At 55.3% G+C, this 17,562-nt stretch carries 11 protein-coding genes; 1 reads left to right on the top strand and 10 read right to left on the bottom strand.

The features are described from left to right. Nucleotides 1-172: 172 nt before the first annotated feature. From QN378_RS01750 to QN378_RS01705, 10 genes are all read right to left on the bottom strand, one after another. Nucleotides 173-1,591: an FAD-dependent oxidoreductase gene (locus QN378_RS01750; protein WP_322206416.1), complete on the bottom strand. Its 1,419-nt coding sequence runs from the start codon at nucleotides 1,589-1,591 to the stop codon at nucleotides 173-175. A gap of 123 nt (nucleotides 1,592-1,714) precedes the next feature. Next, nucleotides 1,715-6,160, bottom strand: a complete 4,446-nt coding sequence (gene gltB / locus QN378_RS01745) for a glutamate synthase large subunit (RefSeq protein WP_322206415.1) — start codon at nucleotides 6,158-6,160, stop codon at nucleotides 1,715-1,717. Nucleotides 6,161-6,528: 368 nt separating this feature from the next. After that, on the bottom strand, nucleotides 6,529-8,118 hold the full coding sequence (locus QN378_RS01740) for an AAA family ATPase (RefSeq protein ID WP_322206414.1): 1,590 nt from the start codon (nucleotides 8,116-8,118) through the stop codon (nucleotides 6,529-6,531). A gap of 10 nt (nucleotides 8,119-8,128) precedes the next feature. Further along, nucleotides 8,129-9,235 (bottom strand): 3-dehydroquinate synthase, encoded by a 1,107-nt coding sequence (aroB, locus tag QN378_RS01735; RefSeq protein WP_322206413.1) that lies wholly within the window; start codon nucleotides 9,233-9,235, stop codon nucleotides 8,129-8,131. A 159-nt stretch (nucleotides 9,236-9,394) separates the two neighbouring features. Further along, on the bottom strand, nucleotides 9,395-9,913 hold the full coding sequence (aroK, locus tag QN378_RS01730; RefSeq protein ID WP_322206412.1) for a shikimate kinase AroK: 519 nt from the start codon (nucleotides 9,911-9,913) through the stop codon (nucleotides 9,395-9,397). 4 nt (nucleotides 9,914-9,917) lie between these two features. Further along, complete coding sequence (gene pilQ, locus QN378_RS01725; RefSeq protein WP_322206411.1) at nucleotides 9,918-12,005, bottom strand: type IV pilus secretin PilQ; 2,088 nt, start codon at nucleotides 12,003-12,005, stop codon at nucleotides 9,918-9,920. 55 nt (nucleotides 12,006-12,060) lie between these two features. Continuing rightward, nucleotides 12,061-12,588, bottom strand: a complete 528-nt coding sequence (gene pilP / locus QN378_RS01720; protein ID WP_323546745.1) for a type 4a pilus biogenesis lipoprotein PilP — start codon at nucleotides 12,586-12,588, stop codon at nucleotides 12,061-12,063. Continuing rightward, on the bottom strand, nucleotides 12,585-13,208 hold the full coding sequence (pilO, locus tag QN378_RS01715) for a type 4a pilus biogenesis protein PilO (protein ID WP_322206409.1): 624 nt from the start codon (nucleotides 13,206-13,208) through the stop codon (nucleotides 12,585-12,587). The genes pilP and pilO overlap by 4 nt, the downstream gene beginning before the upstream one ends. After that, nucleotides 13,205-13,771 carry a PilN domain-containing protein gene (locus tag QN378_RS01710; RefSeq protein WP_322206408.1) on the bottom strand — a complete coding sequence of 189 codons (567 nt, stop codon included), beginning with the start codon at nucleotides 13,769-13,771 and terminating at the stop codon, nucleotides 13,205-13,207. The genes pilO and QN378_RS01710 overlap by 4 nt, the downstream gene beginning before the upstream one ends. Continuing rightward, on the bottom strand, nucleotides 13,771-14,835 hold the full coding sequence (locus tag QN378_RS01705; RefSeq protein WP_322206407.1) for a pilus assembly protein PilM: 1,065 nt from the start codon (nucleotides 14,833-14,835) through the stop codon (nucleotides 13,771-13,773). The genes QN378_RS01710 and QN378_RS01705 overlap by 1 nt, the downstream gene beginning before the upstream one ends. A gap of 210 nt (nucleotides 14,836-15,045) precedes the next feature. On the opposite strand from QN378_RS01705, the gene QN378_RS01700 reads away from it, so the two are divergent. Further along, entirely contained in the window at nucleotides 15,046-17,490 is a 2,445-nt protein-coding gene (locus QN378_RS01700; RefSeq protein ID WP_407074130.1) for a penicillin-binding protein 1A, read from the top strand. The last annotated feature ends 72 nt before the right edge of the window (nucleotides 17,491-17,562 follow it).

Genomic DNA, 17,562 nt, shown 5'->3' with positions numbered 1-17,562 from the left:
ATTTGGACTAAAAAACACACTGAAATATCAGGAAATCACATCCCCTGTAGAAACCGTCGAGGGCTGCGACCCATCGAAAACCGCCCAGTCTTTAGAGACCGTCGAAGGCATACCGATCCTTTCCGCAGCCTTCGGCAGCGCCTAAAAGAAGCTGCCTAATGCGGGAAAAAGTTTACACGCCCAAGTAGTCCAAAATTCCTTCGGCCGCGTTTCGGCCTTCAAAGATTGCGGTTACTACCAAGTCAGAACCACGAACCATGTCGCCACCGGCGAAGACTTTCGGGTGGCTGGTCTGGTGCTTGAACTGCGCCTGTTCCGGGGCGATGACGCGGCCCTGGCTGTCGGTCTGGATGCTGAACGCTTCGAACCACTGCGCTGGGCTTGGACGGAAACCGAAAGCGATCACCACGGCGTCTGCCGGAATAATCTCTTCCGAACCCGGAATCGGCTCGGGACTACGACGGCCACGAGCATCAGGCTCGCCAAGACGCGTCTCGACCACTTTCACGCCTTCAACTTTGTCTTCACCCACGATAGCAATCGGCTGACGGTTGTAGAGGAATCGCACCCCTTCTTCCTTGGCGTTCTTCACTTCTTTGCGCGAGCCCGGCATGTTCGCTTCGTCACGACGGTAAGCACAGGTCACCGACTTGGCGCCTTGACGAATTGCAGTACGGTTGCAGTCCATCGCAGTGTCACCACCGCCCAGCACCACAATCTTTTTACCCTTCATGTCGACGAAGTCTTCCGACGACTTTTCAAAGCCAAGATTGCGATTGACGTTAGCGATGAGGTAGTCGAGCGCGTCATGCACGCCCGGCAGGTCTTCACCGGCAAAACCGCCCTTCATGTAGGTGTAAGTGCCCATGCCCATGAACACGGCATCGTACTCTTCGAGCAGTTGATCCATGGTCACGTCCTTACCGACTTCGGTATTGAGACGGAACTCAATACCCATGCCAGTGAAGACTTCGCGACGGTGGCTCAGTACGGTTTTTTCCAGCTTGAATTCAGGGATACCGAAGGTCAGCAGACCGCCGATTTCCGGGTTCTTGTCGAACACCACCGGAGCCACGCCGCCGCGCACCAATACGTCGGCGCAACCAAGGCCTGCAGGCCCTGCGCCGATGATTGCAACACGCTTGCCGGTCGAAACGACTTTGGACATATCCGGACGCCAGCCCATGGCGAAGGCGGTGTCGGTGATGTATTTCTCGACCGAACCAATAGTCACCGCACCAAAACCGTCGTTGAGGGTGCAAGCGCCCTCACACAGACGATCCTGAGGACACACACGGCCGCAAACTTCCGGCAGCGTGTTGGTCTGATGCGACAGCTCAGCGGCGGCCAGAATGTTGCCTTCCGCAACCAGCTTGAGCCAGTTGGGAATAAAGTTGTGCACTGGGCACTTCCACTCACAGTACGGGTTACCGCAGCCCAAACAACGATGGGCCTGGTCGGCCGACTGCTGGGGCTTGAACGGTTCATATATCTCGACGAACTCTTTCTTGCGCTGACGCAAGAGCTTCTTCTTCGGATCTTTGCGCCCAACGTCGATGAACTGGAAGTCATTACTCAGACGGTCAGCCATTCTTGAAAACTCCAAATTGCAGCTCCAAGCGCAAAGCTTCAAGCTGCAAGAAAATCGTATTAAGCCGACACGCCGCACGCTGCTTCTAACTTGCAGCTTGCGGCTTGAAGCTTATGGCTGCTTTTATTCCGGATTCGCTCGGGTACTGGACAGCAGCGATTTCAAGCTCGCTGCTTTTGGCTTCACCAACCAGAACCGACGCAAATAGTCATCGAGGTTTTCCGAGAGGTTACGGCCCCACTCACTGTTGGTTTCCTCGACATATTCGGCCAATACACGCTGCAAATGGCTGCGGTTGGCTTCCATCGATTCACCGCTGATCCGCTGGATTTCCACCAACTCGTGGTTAACCTTGTCGACGAAGGTGTTGTCTTGGTCCAGCACGTAGGCGAAACCACCGGTCATGCCGGAACCGAAGTTGTTACCGGTTTTGCCCAGCACGCAGATGAAACCGCCCGTCATGTATTCGCAGCAGTGATCGCCAGTGCCTTCGACAATCGCGTGGGCGCCGGAGTTACGTACACCGAAACGCTCGCCTGCGGTACCAGCAGCAAACAACTTGCCACCGGTTGCGCCGTACAAGCAGGTGTTGCCGATGATGGCGCTGTCCTGAGTCTTGAACGCACTGCCAACTGGTGGAACGATGACCAGCTTGCCGCCAGCCATGCCTTTACCCACGTAGTCGTTAGCGTCGCCTTCGAGGTACATGTTCAAGCCGCCGACGTTCCACACGCCGAAGCTTTGCCCGGCCGTGCCTTTAAAGCGGAACGTGATTGGGGCCTTGTCCATGCCGTGGTTGCCGTGCAACTTGGCCACTTCACCGGAAATCCGCGCGCCGATGGAGCGGTCGCAGTTACAGATATCCAGTGAAAACTCGGCGCCGCTGAGTTCGACAATGGCTGGTTTGGCCAGCTCGACCATTTTCTCGGCCAGCAAGCCTTTGTCGAACGGCGGATTGCGGTCCACGGTGCAGAACTGAGCTTTGTCGGCAGGGATGTGATCGCTGCCCAACAACGGTGTCAGGTCCAACTGCTGCTGCTTGGCAGTTTCGCCCGGCAGGATTTCCAGCAAGTCCGTGCGACCGATCAGCTCTTCGAGGCTACGCACGCCCAACTTGGCCAACCACTCACGGGTCTCTTCAGCGACGAAGGTGAAGAAATTAATCACCATGTCGACGGTACCGATGTAGTGATCTTTACGCAGCTTCTCGTTCTGAGTGGCAACACCGGTGGCGCAGTTGTTCAAGTGGCAGATACGCAGGTATTTGCAACCCAGGGCGATCATGGGCGCAGTGCCGAAACCGAAACTTTCCGCGCCGAGAATCGCGGCCTTGATCACGTCGAGGCCGGTTTTCAAACCACCATCGGTTTGCACCCGAACCTTGCCGCGCAGGTCGTTGCCACGCAGGGTCTGGTGAGTTTCGGCCAAGCCGAGTTCCCACGGAGCGCCCGCGTATTTGATCGACGTCAGCGGCGATGCACCGGTTCCGCCGTCGTAGCCGGAAATTGTGATCAGGTCCGCGTAAGCCTTGGCGACACCGGCCGCGATGGTACCGACGCCCGCTTCAGCGACCAACTTGACCGAAACGAGTGCCGCCGGGTTGACTTGTTTCAAGTCAAAAATCAGCTGCGACAAGTCTTCGATGGAGTAGATGTCGTGGTGCGGCGGCGGCGATATCAGGGTCACGCCCGGTACCGCATAACGCAGTTTGGCGATCAAACCGTTGACCTTGCCGCCGGGCAACTGGCCGCCTTCGCCGGGCTTGGCGCCTTGAGCGACTTTGATCTGCATGACTTCAGCATTGACCAGGTATTGCGCGGTGACGCCAAACCGGCCGGTCGCGACTTGCTTGATCTTCGAGCTTTTAATCGTGCCGTAACGCGCCGGGTCTTCACCGCCTTCGCCCGAGTTAGAACGCGCACCCAGGCGGTTCATGGCTTCGGCCAGGGCTTCGTGAGCTTCCGGCGACAGCGCGCCGAGGGAAATGCCGGCCGAGTCGAAACGCTTGAGAATCTTTTCCAGCGGCTCGATTTCGTCAATCGCCAACGGCTGGTCGAGGGTCTTGAGTTTAAACATGTCGCGAATCATCGACACCGGACGGGTGTCAACCAGTGTGGTGTATTCCTTGAACTTGCTGTAGTCGCCCTGTTGCACGGCGGCTTGCAGGGTGGTGACCACTTCCGGGTTGTAGGCGTGGTACTCACCGCCGTGTACAAACTTGAGTAGTCCGCCTTGTTGGATCGGCTTTCGCGGGCTCCAGGCTTCGGCGGCGAGCAATTTTTGCTCGGCTTCGAGATCGCTGAAGCGCGCACCTTTGATCCGGCTCGGTACACCACGGAAGCTCTGGCTAACGATCTCGTCGGACAAGCCAATAGCTTCAAACAACTGCGCTCCACGGTAGGACGCAACCGTCGAGATACCCATCTTCGACAGAATTTTCAGCAGCCCTTTGGAGATGCCTTTACGGTAATACTTGAACGCTTCGTCCAGGTCCGCCAGCACTTCGCCGGTACGGATCAAGTCGGCTAATACCTCGTAAGCGAGGAACGGGTAAACCGCCGACGCCCCGAAACCGATCAGCACCGCAAAATGGTGCGGATCGCGGGCCGTGGCGGTTTCAACCAGGATGTTGCTGTCGCAACGCAGGCCTTTTTCGGTCAAGCGGTGGTGGACCGCACCGACCGCCAACGCCGCGTGAGCCGGCAATTTACCCGGGGCGATATGGCGATCGCTCAGCACCAGCTGAGTTTTGCCGGCACGCACAGCTTCTTCGGCCTGATCGGCGATGTTCAAAATCGCCGCCTCAAGACCGACGCTCTCGTCGTAGTTCAAGTCGATGAAATAACGCTCGAAACCCGGACGCTCCAAAGTCATCAACGCACGCCATTTCGGCGGGGAAATAACCGGCGAGCTGAGAATCACGCGGGACGCATGCTCAGGCGATTCCTGGAAGATGTTGCGCTCGGCACCGAGGCAGATCTCCAAAGACATGACGATGGCTTCACGCAGCGGATCGATGGGCGGGTTGGTCACCTGCGCAAACTGCTGACGGAAGTAGTCGTAAGGCGAACGCACACGCTGGGACAGCACAGCCATCGGCGTATCATCGCCCATGGAGCCGACGGCTTCCTGACCTTGTTCAGCCAAAGGACGCAGCACCTGATCACGCTCTTCAAACGTCACCTGGAACATTTTCATGTATTGCTTTAGCTGGTCCGAATCGTAGCTGGCTTCACCTTGGTCATCGACCAGGTTGGCCTGGATACGCAGGGCGTTCTTGCGCAGCCATTGTTTGTAGGGATGACGCGACTTCAAGCGGTTGTCGATGGAATCGGTATCGAGGATCTGACCGGTCTCGGTGTCCACCGCAAAAATCTGCCCAGGACCGACGCGGCCTTTGGCAATTACGTCTTCGGGCTTGTAATTCCAGACACCGATTTCCGATGCCAGAGTGATGTAGCCGTTTTTGGTGGTAACCCAGCGCGCTGGACGCAGACCGTTACGGTCGAGCAGGCACACTGCGTGACGACCGTCGGTCATTACGACACCAGCCGGGCCATCCCACGGTTCCATGTGCATGGAGTTGTATTCGTAAAAAGCGCGCAGTTCGGCGTCCATGGTGTCGGCATTTTGCCACGCAGGCGGAATCAACATCCGCACACCACGGAACAGGTCGATACCGCCGGTCACCATTAGTTCAAGCATATTGTCCATGCTCGATGAGTCCGAACCTACGCTATTGACCAGCGGGCCCAGCTCTTCCAGGTCCGGGATCAGTTCGTTGGCGAACTTGGTGCGACGGGCCTGAGCCCAGTTGCGGTTGCCGGTAATGGTGTTGATCTCACCGTTGTGGGCGAGAAAGCGGAAAGGCTGTGCCAGCGGCCATTTGGGCAAGGTGTTGGTCGAAAACCGCTGGTGGAATACACAAATTGCGGTTTGCAGGCGCTCGTCGCGAAGGTCTGGGAAGAAGGCCGTCAAATCGGCCGGCATCATCAGGCCTTTATAAATGATGGTTTTGTGCGAAAAGCTGCACACGTAGTGCTCAGTGTCAGCGGCGTTGGCCACCGAAGAGCGACGACGGGAGCTGAACAGCTTAATCGCGAATGCTTGATCGCTGAGGCCTTCGCCACCAATGTACACCTGCTCGATTTGCGGCAGACGCTCCAGGGCTAGACGCCCGAGTACGCTGGTATCAATCGGGACTTTACGCCAGCCGATCAATTGCAGGCCGGCAGCCTGAATCTCTCGATTCATGTTCGCGCGCGCGGCATCGGCTTTGGCCGTGTCCTGATTGAGGAACACCATGCCGACCGCGTACTGCTTGGGCAAATCGACATCAAAATGTAGCTGGGCCATCGCCCGCAGGAACGTGTCGGGTTTTTGAATCAGCAGTCCACAGCCGTCGCCGGTCTTGCCGTCTGCATTTATCCCACCACGGTGGGTCATGCAGGTCAGCGCTTCAATAGCCGTCTGCAACAGGTTATGGCTCGCCTCGCCTTGCATATGGGCGATCAGGCCAAAACCACAGTTATCCTTGAACTCATCTGGATGGTACAGACCTGCTTTCATAGACACTTTCTCACCAGGCTGCCTCATTTCGAGGTAAATTTCTTTTTAATTCAACCAGTTACCGGCCGCGCCAGACGTTTGCCAGCTTTGCGGTGGAAAAAGGGAGGTCATTGTACACACCGACACAAAGGCTCACAAACTTGGCGACGAACAGTCGCAAATCTATGTCGCATTATTGAAAGGTTTAATGCCAGATGTTGTGGTAGTCAAAGTCTTTTTTTTCGAAATCGACCAGAGCGCCCTAACCCTTCACCAATGCCTGTAACGCAGGCACTAAAAAGCGCGCTGCTTTAAGCAGCACGCTGACGAAAGATCCCGGGAATCAATACTGGCGGCCCACCTTTTTTAAGGCGCCGGCCGCCGGAACTTCAGCGACTTGCGGCCAGTTCCTGTTGGATGCTGGCGACAGTACGAGGCCAAGGTTTACCAGCCTGTACCTTGGCTGGCAAGACCTTGATTGCCGCGCTCGCTGCGGCGTGGGTCGAAAAGCTACCAAAGGTCACCACATACAAGGGTTTACCTTGCAGGGTTTTCTTGAAGTAACGGTACTCGCCGCCTTGCTCATGAACAAACGTCTGAGCGGTAGTTTCGGAACTGGTACCTAGAACCTGCACAACGTAATTGCCCGGCGCCTGACCCGCGTACCAGCTGCTGCCAGGAGCAGGCTTGGCCGCAGAGACCGCTGGCTTCTCGGTCACCTTTGGCGTTGGCCTGGCTGTAGCAACTTGAACCGTCGGCTGCTTGGTCGCCGCGACCGGTGCAGTGCGAGTAGGTGCCGGCGCGACGGCTGCGGCTGGGCCAGCAGGAACGCCTACCGGTGGGGCGGTGGTGGTCACAGTGGGGGGCTGAAGATTCCCCGCTGGGCCGCTTTCGTCCCCATCGCTATTACCCGCTGCCTCAGCTAGCGGGCCGCGCATTACCGGCTGCGACTTGCCCACCAGGGGCAACGGCATCGGCTGCGAGTTACCAGCGAACTCAATCGCCGGCCCGCTTTGATTGTTTGACTGCTGAGCGCCGGGTTGTCCCTGACCAAGGGGCAATTGCGCTTGGGCATTGGCAGGTGAGGTGACGGCCGGCGCAGTGGCTGTGTTGTTGGCACTACGGCCCGGCATCAGCCATGCAGCCATTATTCCGACAACGACCACGGCTCCTAAGGCCAGTACATGTTTCTTTGGCATCTTGAACCCCATACTTGGACGCTTAACCGCGGTGCGGCTAGCGATCATGGCTTCGATCATTGCATCGCGGGCCACCAGGTTGATAGCGCCCGGCCAGCCGTTGGAATGCTCGTGAATATCGGCAATCTGATCAGCCGTGAACAGTTCAATGCCTTGTCCGGCACCGTCCAGTCGCTGAGCCAGGTACTCGCGCGTTTCATCTACGGTGTAGGGTTGCAACTCGATGACGTGGAAGCGTTCTTGCTCTTCCTCCGCAGTGAGCTGATCCAGACGGTCGATCAACGACGACTCGCCAAACAGGAAAACATGCGGACGGCCTTCTGGCGTCCCCACAGCTAAACCAAGTAAGGCTTCGAGTGCCGATTCGCCAAGTTGTTCGGCATCGTCGACCAATAAATAAACTTCTTGCCCGGTCAACCCCAGTTGCAAGACCTGTGAAAGGATTGCGCGGATCTCCGGCTGAACCACGCCAAGCGCCTGGGCGACCTGACGAATTACACCGGCAGCATCGGTGGCACCGCGTGCTGATATGACGACGCTTTGCACTGATTGCTTATTGGTGCTGGCCACGAGCGCTTGACGCAACAACGTCTTGCCACTGCCTTGGGGACCTGTGACTACCAACAATAATTCGCTATAGCGCGCCAAGTGGTGGAGCTGACCGAGCACCGGTTTACGCTGCGCCGGGAAAAACTTGAAGCCAGGCACCCGCGTTGCAAAGGGGTCATGACTCAACTGGTAATGGCCGAGAAAGGCCTCGTCGGCATGCAAACTAGTCATCGATTTTTCATTAACCTCTAAGCTGGTCCACCAGGGTGCGGTAGTCCGCCCCCAACGTGGCCTGTAATACTTCTTTCGGATAATCGGCAGTCACGATGGCTTCGCCGATCCGCCGCAGCAGTACCAGGCGTAAACGTCCGTCGATGACTTTCTTGTCAATGGCCATGTGTTCGAGAAAATCCTCGACAGCCATGTTTTCCGGCGGCACCACAGGCAGTCCAGCCCGCTGGAACAGTCGAATTGCGCGATCACGCTCTTGCTGGGTAATCCAGCCCAACCGCATGGACATCTCAAGCGCCATGACCGTGCCTGCGGCAACGGCCTCGCCATGCAGCCATACGCCGTAACCCATGTGGGTCTCAATGGCGTGGCCAAACGTATGACCCAAGTTAAGCGTTGCACGAATACTGCCTGTCTCGCGCTCATCTACACCGACGACTGCCGCTTTCGCCGAACACGAGCGCTCGATAGCAATTGTTAGCGCTGCCTGGTCGAGGGCGCGCAGCTGATCTACATTTTCTTCGATCCAGGTCAGAAACGGCTCATCGCAAATAAGGCCGTATTTGATGACTTCCGCTAATCCGGCCGACAGCTCACGCTCAGGCAAGCTTTTGAGAGTCGAGGTGTCAATCAGTACCACATTAGGCTGATAGAACGCCCCAACCATGTTTTTGCCCAAAGGATGATTGATCCCGGTTTTTCCGCCTACGGATGAGTCAACCTGGGACAACAAAGTGGTCGGGATCTGGATGAAATCGACACCGCGCTGATAGCAAGCGGCCGCAAAGCCAGCCATGTCACCGATCACGCCACCACCCAAGGCAATAACGGTAGTGCGCCGGTCATGCCGCGCGGTCAGCAAAGCGTCGAAAATAGTTTGTAAGGTTTCCCAGTTCTTGAAGGCTTCGCCATCAGGAAGCACCACCGGTAACACGCTGTAGTTGCTCAACGTGCGAGTCAGTCGCTCAAGGTAAAGGGGCGCAACGGTCGCATTGGAGACTATCGCCACTTGCCGTCCGGCAATATATGGCGCCAGCAGTTCAGACCGATCTAGCAAGCCTTCGCCAATGTGAATCGGGTAACTTCGTTCGCCCAGCTCGACCGTAAGTGTCTGCATGTATCCCCACGCTGATGAAGAGTGCGCCTGCTGCGCCATCTCTGAAATCTGATTATCAAACCATGACCGCTATAAAAATCATGGCTTTAAGCCATATCACAACACTATTTTCTAACGTCTAGGTTAAGCCACGGAGAATAGCGCATTTCGCCCTACGCTTTAACGGGGAGCAAGTTCGGCCAATCGAGCGAGGATGTGTAATACCACCAATCGCGGTGGCCGCTCATCGGTTTCTACCACTAAATCGGCGATTTCTCGATAGAGCGGATCACGGATTTCCAGCAGTTCGCGTAGCACGCGGGCAGGGTCGGCGGTTCGCAGCAAAGGTCGGTTGCGATCGCGGGCAGTACGTCCGACTTGCTGCTCTACCGAAGCATGCAAATACACCACGCGCCCACCAGCATGCAGCGCGTGGCGATTTTCGCTACGCATCACTGCGCCGCCTCCTGTGGCAAGAACGATTCCCTCTGATTCGCACAATTCAGCAATCATTTGCTGCTCGCGATCACGGAAACCAGGCTCACCTTCCTTGTCAAAAATCCACGGGATATTGGCGCCGGAACGCAGTTCAATTTCCTTATCGGAATCTTTGAACGGCAAGCGCAACTCTTTAGCTAACAATCGACCGATGGTGCTTTTACCCGCCCCCATCGGCCCTACAAGTATTAAATTTCGCACAGAATCAACGACTCACGGCAATCGCCTGGTTGTTCATGATCCGCGGGGTAAGAAACACCAGCAGTTCGGATTTCGCCTCTGACACGATGTCGCGCCGGAAAAGGCGGCCAACATACGGCACATCACCCAAAAATGGCACCTTTTCAACGGTTTTACTTTGTGTGTTGGAAAATACGCCACCAATAACGATCGTTTCACCATCCGCCACCAGAACCTTGGCATTCACTTCGTTTTTCTTGATGGGCGGTACACCGAGTACGGTGTTAACGTAGTCCGGTTCATCCTTAGTGACCTTAACTTCCATGATGATGCGGTTATCTGGGGTGATCTGCGGCGTTACTTCTAGCGACAAAGCCGCTTCTTTAAAGGACACGGACGTCGCGCCGCTAGAGCTGGCTTCTTGATACGGGACTTCAGTACCCTTAAGGATTTTCGCCGTTTCCTTATCTGAGGTAACAACCTTGGGTTGCGATACCACTTCGCCATTACCCGTTTTTTCCATGGCGCTGAGCTGAAGGTCCAACAAGACGTTATCGGACAAGAAGGAAATGCCAATTCCTGAGGTCGCATTGGCTGCCCCCAGATCGACATACGGAGAGTTAAGGTTAGGCGCTGTACCTGAGGGCCTCGTCACTAAACCGCGACCACCTACCGTCACGTCACTACTACCGTTAACGTTGGTCGAACCGCCCCACTGAACACCCAGTGCTTTGTCGTAACCGACATTGGCTTCAACAATCCGCGCTTCGATCATTACTTGGCGCACCGGGATGTCCAATTGCGAGACGATGCGGCGCAACTCATCGAGTCGATCCTGAGTCTGGTAGGCAATGATATTGTTGGTCCGCTCATCCACGGTGATCGAGCCACGTTCCTCGGTTTTAGCCTCGGCGCTGGTAACCGACTGGAACAGCTTGGCGATATCAGCCGCTTTGGCATAGTTCACTTGGAGCAGCTCGCGACGCAGCGGCGCTAGCTCGGCAATCTGCTTCATCGATTCTAATTCCTGCCGTTCGCGTGCTGCAATCTCCTCTGCCGGGGCGACCAACAATACGTTGCCAACCTTGCGTTTATCCAAACCTTTAGTCTTCAGCACTAAGTCCAGCGCCTGATCCCAGGGCACGTTCTGTAAACGCAGTGTAATTCCGCCCTGCACTGTGTCACTGGCAACCAGATTGAGGTTGGTGAAATCAGCAATCAGCTGTAGAACCGACCGAACGTCGATGTCCTGAAAGTTAAGAGAGAGTTTTTCGCCAGTATAGACCAGCTTATCGAGATTTCGACGCTCTACATCATCGATGGTCAACGGCCGCACGCTGATGGTCAATTTGTTATCCGTTTGGTAGGCCGAGTAATCGAATGCCCCTGTTGGCTCAATATTGATACTGGCTTTATCACCCGTCGCACTGGCTGTGACGAACTGCACCGGCGTTGCAAAATCTTTTACGTCAAGCCGAACACGCAATGGGTCCGGCAATTGGGTTTTGGCAAAATCCACACGAATCTTACCACCCTGCTCCTGAATGTCCGGAGCGATGCTCGGGTCACTCAACTCGATTACAACGTTACCCTCGCCCAATTCGCCGCGCTGGAAGTCGATGTTTTTGATCGCCTTGCCTATCGCGGCATAGGTCTTTGCTGGAGCGGCAGCTGGCACTGAAACCCGAGCGGCCCCCTTGGCAGTACTTGGCTGGGAGCGTTGAGCCGTTGATGCACCTTGACCGACGACCACGAATAAGTTGTTGCCGTCGACCCGCGTACTATAAGGCGCAAGCGTCGTCATATTAATGATCACCCGCGTACGGTCCTTCGCCTCGACCACCACAACACTTCGAGCATTACCCACCCCCAATTCGCGGCTTTTGGTCACCAACTGGCTTGTCACGCCCGGCAAGTCCAAGGCAATTCGCGCGGGCTGTTCAGTGGTGTAGCCGTGCGGAACTGGAATAGGGCCGTCGAAGGCCAGCTTCAACTCCACGCGATCTCCCGGCAACGCCGCGACATCCAGCGTTTTCAAGCTGGCAGCCTCAACCATCGGCGATATCATCGCGACCCAAAGCGAAACGCCAATAACCGAGAGAATTCTGTTCATGATCAAATTCCGTTGTGCTGATCCGAGGGTGTTGTACATGCTTGGCTCCACCCTTTTATGATTTCTCTTTGAGGGAAATAATGCGTGGCCGCTCTAGCCATGCGCCCTCTCCATCAGGAACTATTTCAACGACGTCGACCTGCGAATCACTGATCGCAACGATGCGTCCTTCATTGCGCCCCAGATAATCGCCGACTTTCATCCGATAGACGCCCCCGGCACCACGCATCAAGGCAAAGATTCCCGAAGGGTTGGCCATCGTGCCGACCATTTCAAATTGCTCTATGTTGAACCCTTCAAGGAACTGCTTGACCCGGGTTTCATCTGGCTTGACCTGTTTCGAACTTTTTTGACGCCGGGTCAGGTCAATCTTGATCGGCGGCTGAAACGGGCTGCGCAGCGCGGCGGCGCTATAAGAAAACGCTTCATAAGGACGAAATTTGGGGAGAGGTTCGATCGCGCCGGTAGGACGAGCGCGTACCTCGTCCATATAGGTCTGCAGGTCACTAAACTGATTAGCGTTGTCGCAACCGGCCAAGCTCATCAAGGCCACGCTGATGCACAACAGTCCAGTGGCCCTCATTTCTGCTGCCCTTTATCGTTGTATCGGTAGGTCTTTGCCAGAATGCTCATGCGCAATTTTTGCGTACCGCCGGGCTCGACTGGTTTGATCTGGAAGTCATGCAACGTTACAATTCGCGGCAGGCTGGCAACCCCGCTGGCAAAGGTTGCAAGGTCGTGATAAGCCCCTACGACGGTGATTTGGATAGGCAGCTCTATATAGAATTGCTGGGTGACCTCAGGCAACAACTTGATCTCTTCGAACTCCAGACCACTGCCCAGCCCCGTACGGGTGATGTCCTCAAGCAGTCCCGGAACTTCCGTGTCGCTGGGCAACTGCCGTAACAGTGCACCGAAAGAGTTTTCCATTTCCTTCATTTGTATTTTGTAGGCATTCAGGTTTGCCGCCTGATAGGCCTTGGTGGAAAACTGTTCTTTGAGCGTGACCTCACTGGCCAATGATTGGTCGAGCTGGTCCTGTAAATCCTTCAGGTAAAAGTTGTAACCCAATCCCAGCACGATAGCTAAAACCAGCATGCCGGCGATGGTTTTGACTGCCGCAGGCCACGAGCCAAGATTGTTAAGGTCCAGGTCGTTGAAATCTATCTTGCGCAGGCTGTCCAGCCACTCTCTAGGATTCATCGCTTGCCCCCCTCAACCTTAGGCAGCGTCTGACGCACGGTCAGCTGAAACGTATTCGCCTGGTCGACGCCGCCTGCAGTGGTGGCCTTAACCTCGGTCAAACTGGCACCCTGAAGCCAGTCAGAAGATTCAAGATTACGCATCAGGTCCGAAACGCGGTTGTTCGATTCCGCAGCACCGGAAATACTAATGAGCTTGTCCGTCATTTTTACTTCAGTGAAATACACGCCATCCGGCAGCGTTCGCGCCAGCTGATCGAAAATCCGACCAATAATTGGACGATTGCCTTGCAGGTCCTGGATGATTTTCATCCGCTCCAGCAACTGCTTGCGTCGCGCTTTCAACTCGCTGATCTCTTTGATTCGCTCGTCGAGTTGAGCAATCTCTTTTTGCACATAGGCGTTGCGGGCAGCCTGATGCTCGATGGACTTGGTGATGTATTGATCGCAGAGAAAAATAACGCCAACAGCGATGACCAGAATGCCGACAAGGGCAGTCAGAAAGCGCTTTTTCCGTTCTTCACGCAGCTGATCGCGCCACGGAAGTAAGTTGATTCGCGCCATTAGTCGAAACTCCTCAGCGCGAGGCCACAGGCGATCATCAATGCCGGCGCATCACTGGCGAGCGCCCCGGCATTGACTTTACTGCTCAGCGCCATATCGGCGAAGGGGTTGGCTACCAGGGTTGGCGTGCCAATTCGTTGCTGGATCAGATGGTCCAGCCCCGCGATCGAGGCGGTACCGCCAGCCAACATGATGTAGTCCACGGAGTTGTATTGACCGGCGGCGAAGAAGAACTGCAAAGAACGCGACACCTGCTGAACCACCGCATCCTTGAACGGTTGCAACACTTCAGTGACGTAGTCATCCGGCAGCCCACCTTGCTTCTTCGCAAGGCCTGCCTCTTCCACCACAAGGCCATAGCGTCGTTGAATTTCTTCGGTAAGTTGACGGCCACCGAACAGTTGCTCGCGGGTATAAATAATCCGACCGCTATGTAGGACGCTCAAGGTGGTCATCGTGGCGCCGATATCGACCACTGCAACGGTCAGTTGGTCGTGATCATGGCCGAGCTGCGCGGTAAGAAGGCCAAAGGAACGCTCCAACGCATAGGCCTCAACATCAACCACTTTGGCTGTCAGGCCTGCCAGCGCCAAGGCAGCTTCACGGACTTCGACGTTTTCCTTACGGCATGCAGCCAGCAATACTTCAACGCGCTCAGGGTTACGCGCAGAATAACCTTGGACTTCAAAGTCAATAGCGACTTCCTCTAGAGGATAGGGAATGTACTGATCAGCCTCAATTTTCAGCTGATTTTCCATCTCATCGTCTGTAAGGCCGGCATCCATCTCAATGGTTTTGGTGATAACCGCAGAACCGGCCACCGCAACCGCCACGTTTTTGACATTAGTCTTGGCCTTGATCAGCAGTCGTGACAACGCCTGACCAACCCCTTCGAGCTCGGCAATATTTTTTTCAACTACAGCGTTGGCCGGCAGTGGTTCAACTGCATACGACTCAACTTTGTAGCGGGTGCCGGAGCGACTCAGTTCAAGGAGTTTTACCGAGGTGGAGCTAATATCGATCCCTAGAAGGGTATTGGCCTTCTTACTAAAGAGTTCGAACACAAACCGATTCCCTATGAGTTTCCGTCACTTACGGACTGTTTAGCGCCTTATGCCTTTTGCACCTGCCGAGACAGTAGCGCAAATAACGCTCGGAGACGAAAAATGCTTATAATGCCCAGCGTTTTTTTCGTAAAGCCAAGCTTCAAGGCATACCTCTTTTTTGATGCTTTCGCTTAACCCATTCTTTTATCTGGAAATCCAAAAGCCTTGATACGCCTGCTGAAGTTTTTCTGGTGGTCCTTCGTCGCGGTATTTTGCGGGCTCCTGCTCGTATTAAGCGGCGCCTACCTCTACCTGACCCCTGGCCTACCGTCTGTGGACGCGCTGCGGAGCATTCAGCTACAGATCCCGCTTCGGGTCTATAGCAGCGATGGCAAATTGATCGCTGAGTTTGGCGAAATGCGCCGTTCGCCCATTCGTTTCGCCGATATTCCTCCAAACTTCATCAATGCGCTGCTTTCTGCCGAAGATGATAACTTCGAGAATCACTACGGCGTAGATCCAAGTAGCTTAATGCGCGCGGCGTCGCAATTAATCAGAAGTGGGCATATCCAATCCGGCGGCAGCACTATCACGATGCAAGTCGCAAAAAACTTCTTTTTGACGAGTGAACGCAGTTTTTCACGAAAAACCAATGAAATCCTCTTGGCCTTGCAAATTGAGCGCCAACTGACGAAAGACGAAATCCTGGAGCTGTACGTCAACAAAATATACCTGGGTAACCGCGCGTACGGCATCGAAGCTGCCGCGCAGGTGTATTACGGCAAATCAATTCGCGATGTAAGTATTGCGCAAATGGCCATGATCGCCGGGCTGCCTAAAGCACCATCCCGCTTCAACCCGCTAGCCAACCCGGTGCGCGCCAAAGAACGCCGCGATTGGATTCTCGGTCGCATGTACAAATTGGGCAAAATTGATCAGAAGGCTTACCAAGTTGCGTTGGCTGAGCCAATCAATGCTAGCTACCACGTCCCTACACCAGAAGTGAACGCACCTTACATCGCTGAAATGGCCCGAGCTGAAATGGTCGGTCGGTATGGTAGCGAAGCGTACACAGAGGGCTTCCGCGTTACCACTACCGTGCCAAGCAACCTTCAGGAAGATGCCAACACAGCGGTTCAGGAAGGGTTGATCAGCTACGACCAACGACACGGTTACCGTGGTCCGGAAACACGTCTGGCGGGCAAGACCCATCAAGCGTGGGTGTTGGAAATGACCAAACAGCGCACGGTCAGTGGGCTGGAGCCTGCCATCGTGACCCAAGTTGATAAAGCCGGACTACACGTGTTGACTCGCAACGGCGAAAAAGAAGAAATCGTTGCCTGGGATAGCATGAAATGGGCTCGACCCTACCTAAACACTAATAGTTTGGGCAAAGCACCCTCGCAACCTTCCGACGTTGCACAAGTTGGTGATCTGATTCGCGTCCAACGTCAATCCAATGACGCCCTCAAGTTTAGCCAGATCCCGGCAGCCCAGAGCGCACTGGTGTCGCTTGACCCGCAAAACGGCGCCATTCGCGCACTGGTTGGTGGTTTCGCGTTTGAACAAAGTAACTACAACCGGGCCTTGCAGGCCAAGCGTCAACCGGGCTCCAGCTTCAAACCTTTCCTGTACTGCGCGGCGCTGGATAACGGCTTTACCGCCTCAAGCCTGGTCAACGATGCGCCCATTGTATTTGTCGACGAATACCTGGACAAAGTCTGGCGCCCAAAGAACGACACCAACACGTTCCTTGGTCCGATCCGGTTACGTGAAGCGCTCTATAAATCGCGCAATTTGGTGTCCATCCGCTTGCTCCAAAGCCTGGGTGTGGAGAACGCGATTAATTACATCACTCGCTTCGGCTTCAATAAGCAGGACTTGCCGAGAAACTTGTCACTGGCGTTGGGCACCGCAACGCTGACGCCGATGGAAATTGCCACGGGATGGAGCACCTTCGCCAACGGCGGTTACAAAGTCGCCCCGTACTTGATCCAACGGATCGAAAATCGTGACGGTGTAACGCTGTTCGAGGCTAATCCTCCGAGCGTGCCGGCCAACGACGCCAAGGTCGCGGTCGACACCTCCACCTTTGCGGCAAAAGACAGTCCGAGCATTGTGCCTTCGACCACACCCGCACCGACCGATCCTCAGGTGCCTGCAGTTGCAGAACGTATTGTTGACGGCCGCACCACCTACATCCTTAACAGCATGTTGCAAGACGTGATCAAGAAAGGCACCGGCCGCCGCGCGCTATCGATGAATCGTCCAGACATTGCGGGCAAAACCGGGACAACCAACGAATCTAAAGACGCCTGGTTCACTGGTTATAACGCTGATTACATCACTACCGTTTGGACCGGTTTCGACCAGCCAGAAAGCTTGGGCCGTCAGGAGTTTGGCGGAACTGTCGCGCTGCCAATCTGGATGAACTACATGAGCGCTGCGCTGAAAAACAAGCCGCCGCACGTTCAGACCGAACCGGAAGGCATACTTAGCTTGCGGGTTGACCCGATCAGCGGACGCGCGGCCTCGCCTGGAACACCAAACGCCTATTTTGAACTGTTCAAAAGCGAAGACACACCACCGAGCGTGAACGAAATCGGCGGCAGCGGCACCGGGCCTAACAGCCCGTTGCCAGCGGATGAGTCAGCGCCGATAGATTTATTCTAAACAGCATCGGCGAGCGGCAAGCTCCAAAAAGTCGGGATAATTGCACGACTCCTAAGAACCAACTTGCGGTAA

Source organism: Pseudomonas sp. 10S5 (genome assembly GCF_035019745.1).
Lineage (GTDB): Bacteria > Pseudomonadota > Gammaproteobacteria > Pseudomonadales > Pseudomonadaceae > Aquipseudomonas.
The sequence above is the reverse complement of the archived record's forward strand: the minus strand, read 5'-3'. Positions and strand labels throughout refer to the sequence as shown.

Coding starts and splice junctions, on each gene's coding strand:
- pilO (WP_322206409.1), bottom strand. CDS start 13,208: ATGAATCCTAGAGAGTGGCTGGACAGCCTGCGCAAGATAGATTTCAAC.
- aroB (WP_322206413.1), bottom strand. CDS start 9,235: ATGCAGACACTTACGGTCGAGCTGGGCGAACGAAGTTACCCGATTCAC.
- pilP (WP_323546745.1), bottom strand. CDS start 12,588: ATGAGGGCCACTGGACTGTTGTGCATCAGCGTGGCCTTGATGAGCTTG.
- QN378_RS01710 (WP_322206408.1), bottom strand. CDS start 13,771: ATGGCGCGAATCAACTTACTTCCGTGGCGCGATCAGCTGCGTGAAGAA.
- gltB (WP_322206415.1), bottom strand. CDS start 6,160: ATGAAAGCAGGTCTGTACCATCCAGATGAGTTCAAGGATAACTGTGGT.
- pilQ (WP_322206411.1), bottom strand. CDS start 12,005: ATGAACAGAATTCTCTCGGTTATTGGCGTTTCGCTTTGGGTCGCGATG.
- QN378_RS01740 (WP_322206414.1), bottom strand. CDS start 8,118: ATGACTAGTTTGCATGCCGACGAGGCCTTTCTCGGCCATTACCAGTTG.
- QN378_RS01750 (WP_322206416.1), bottom strand. CDS start 1,591: ATGGCTGACCGTCTGAGTAATGACTTCCAGTTCATCGACGTTGGGCGC.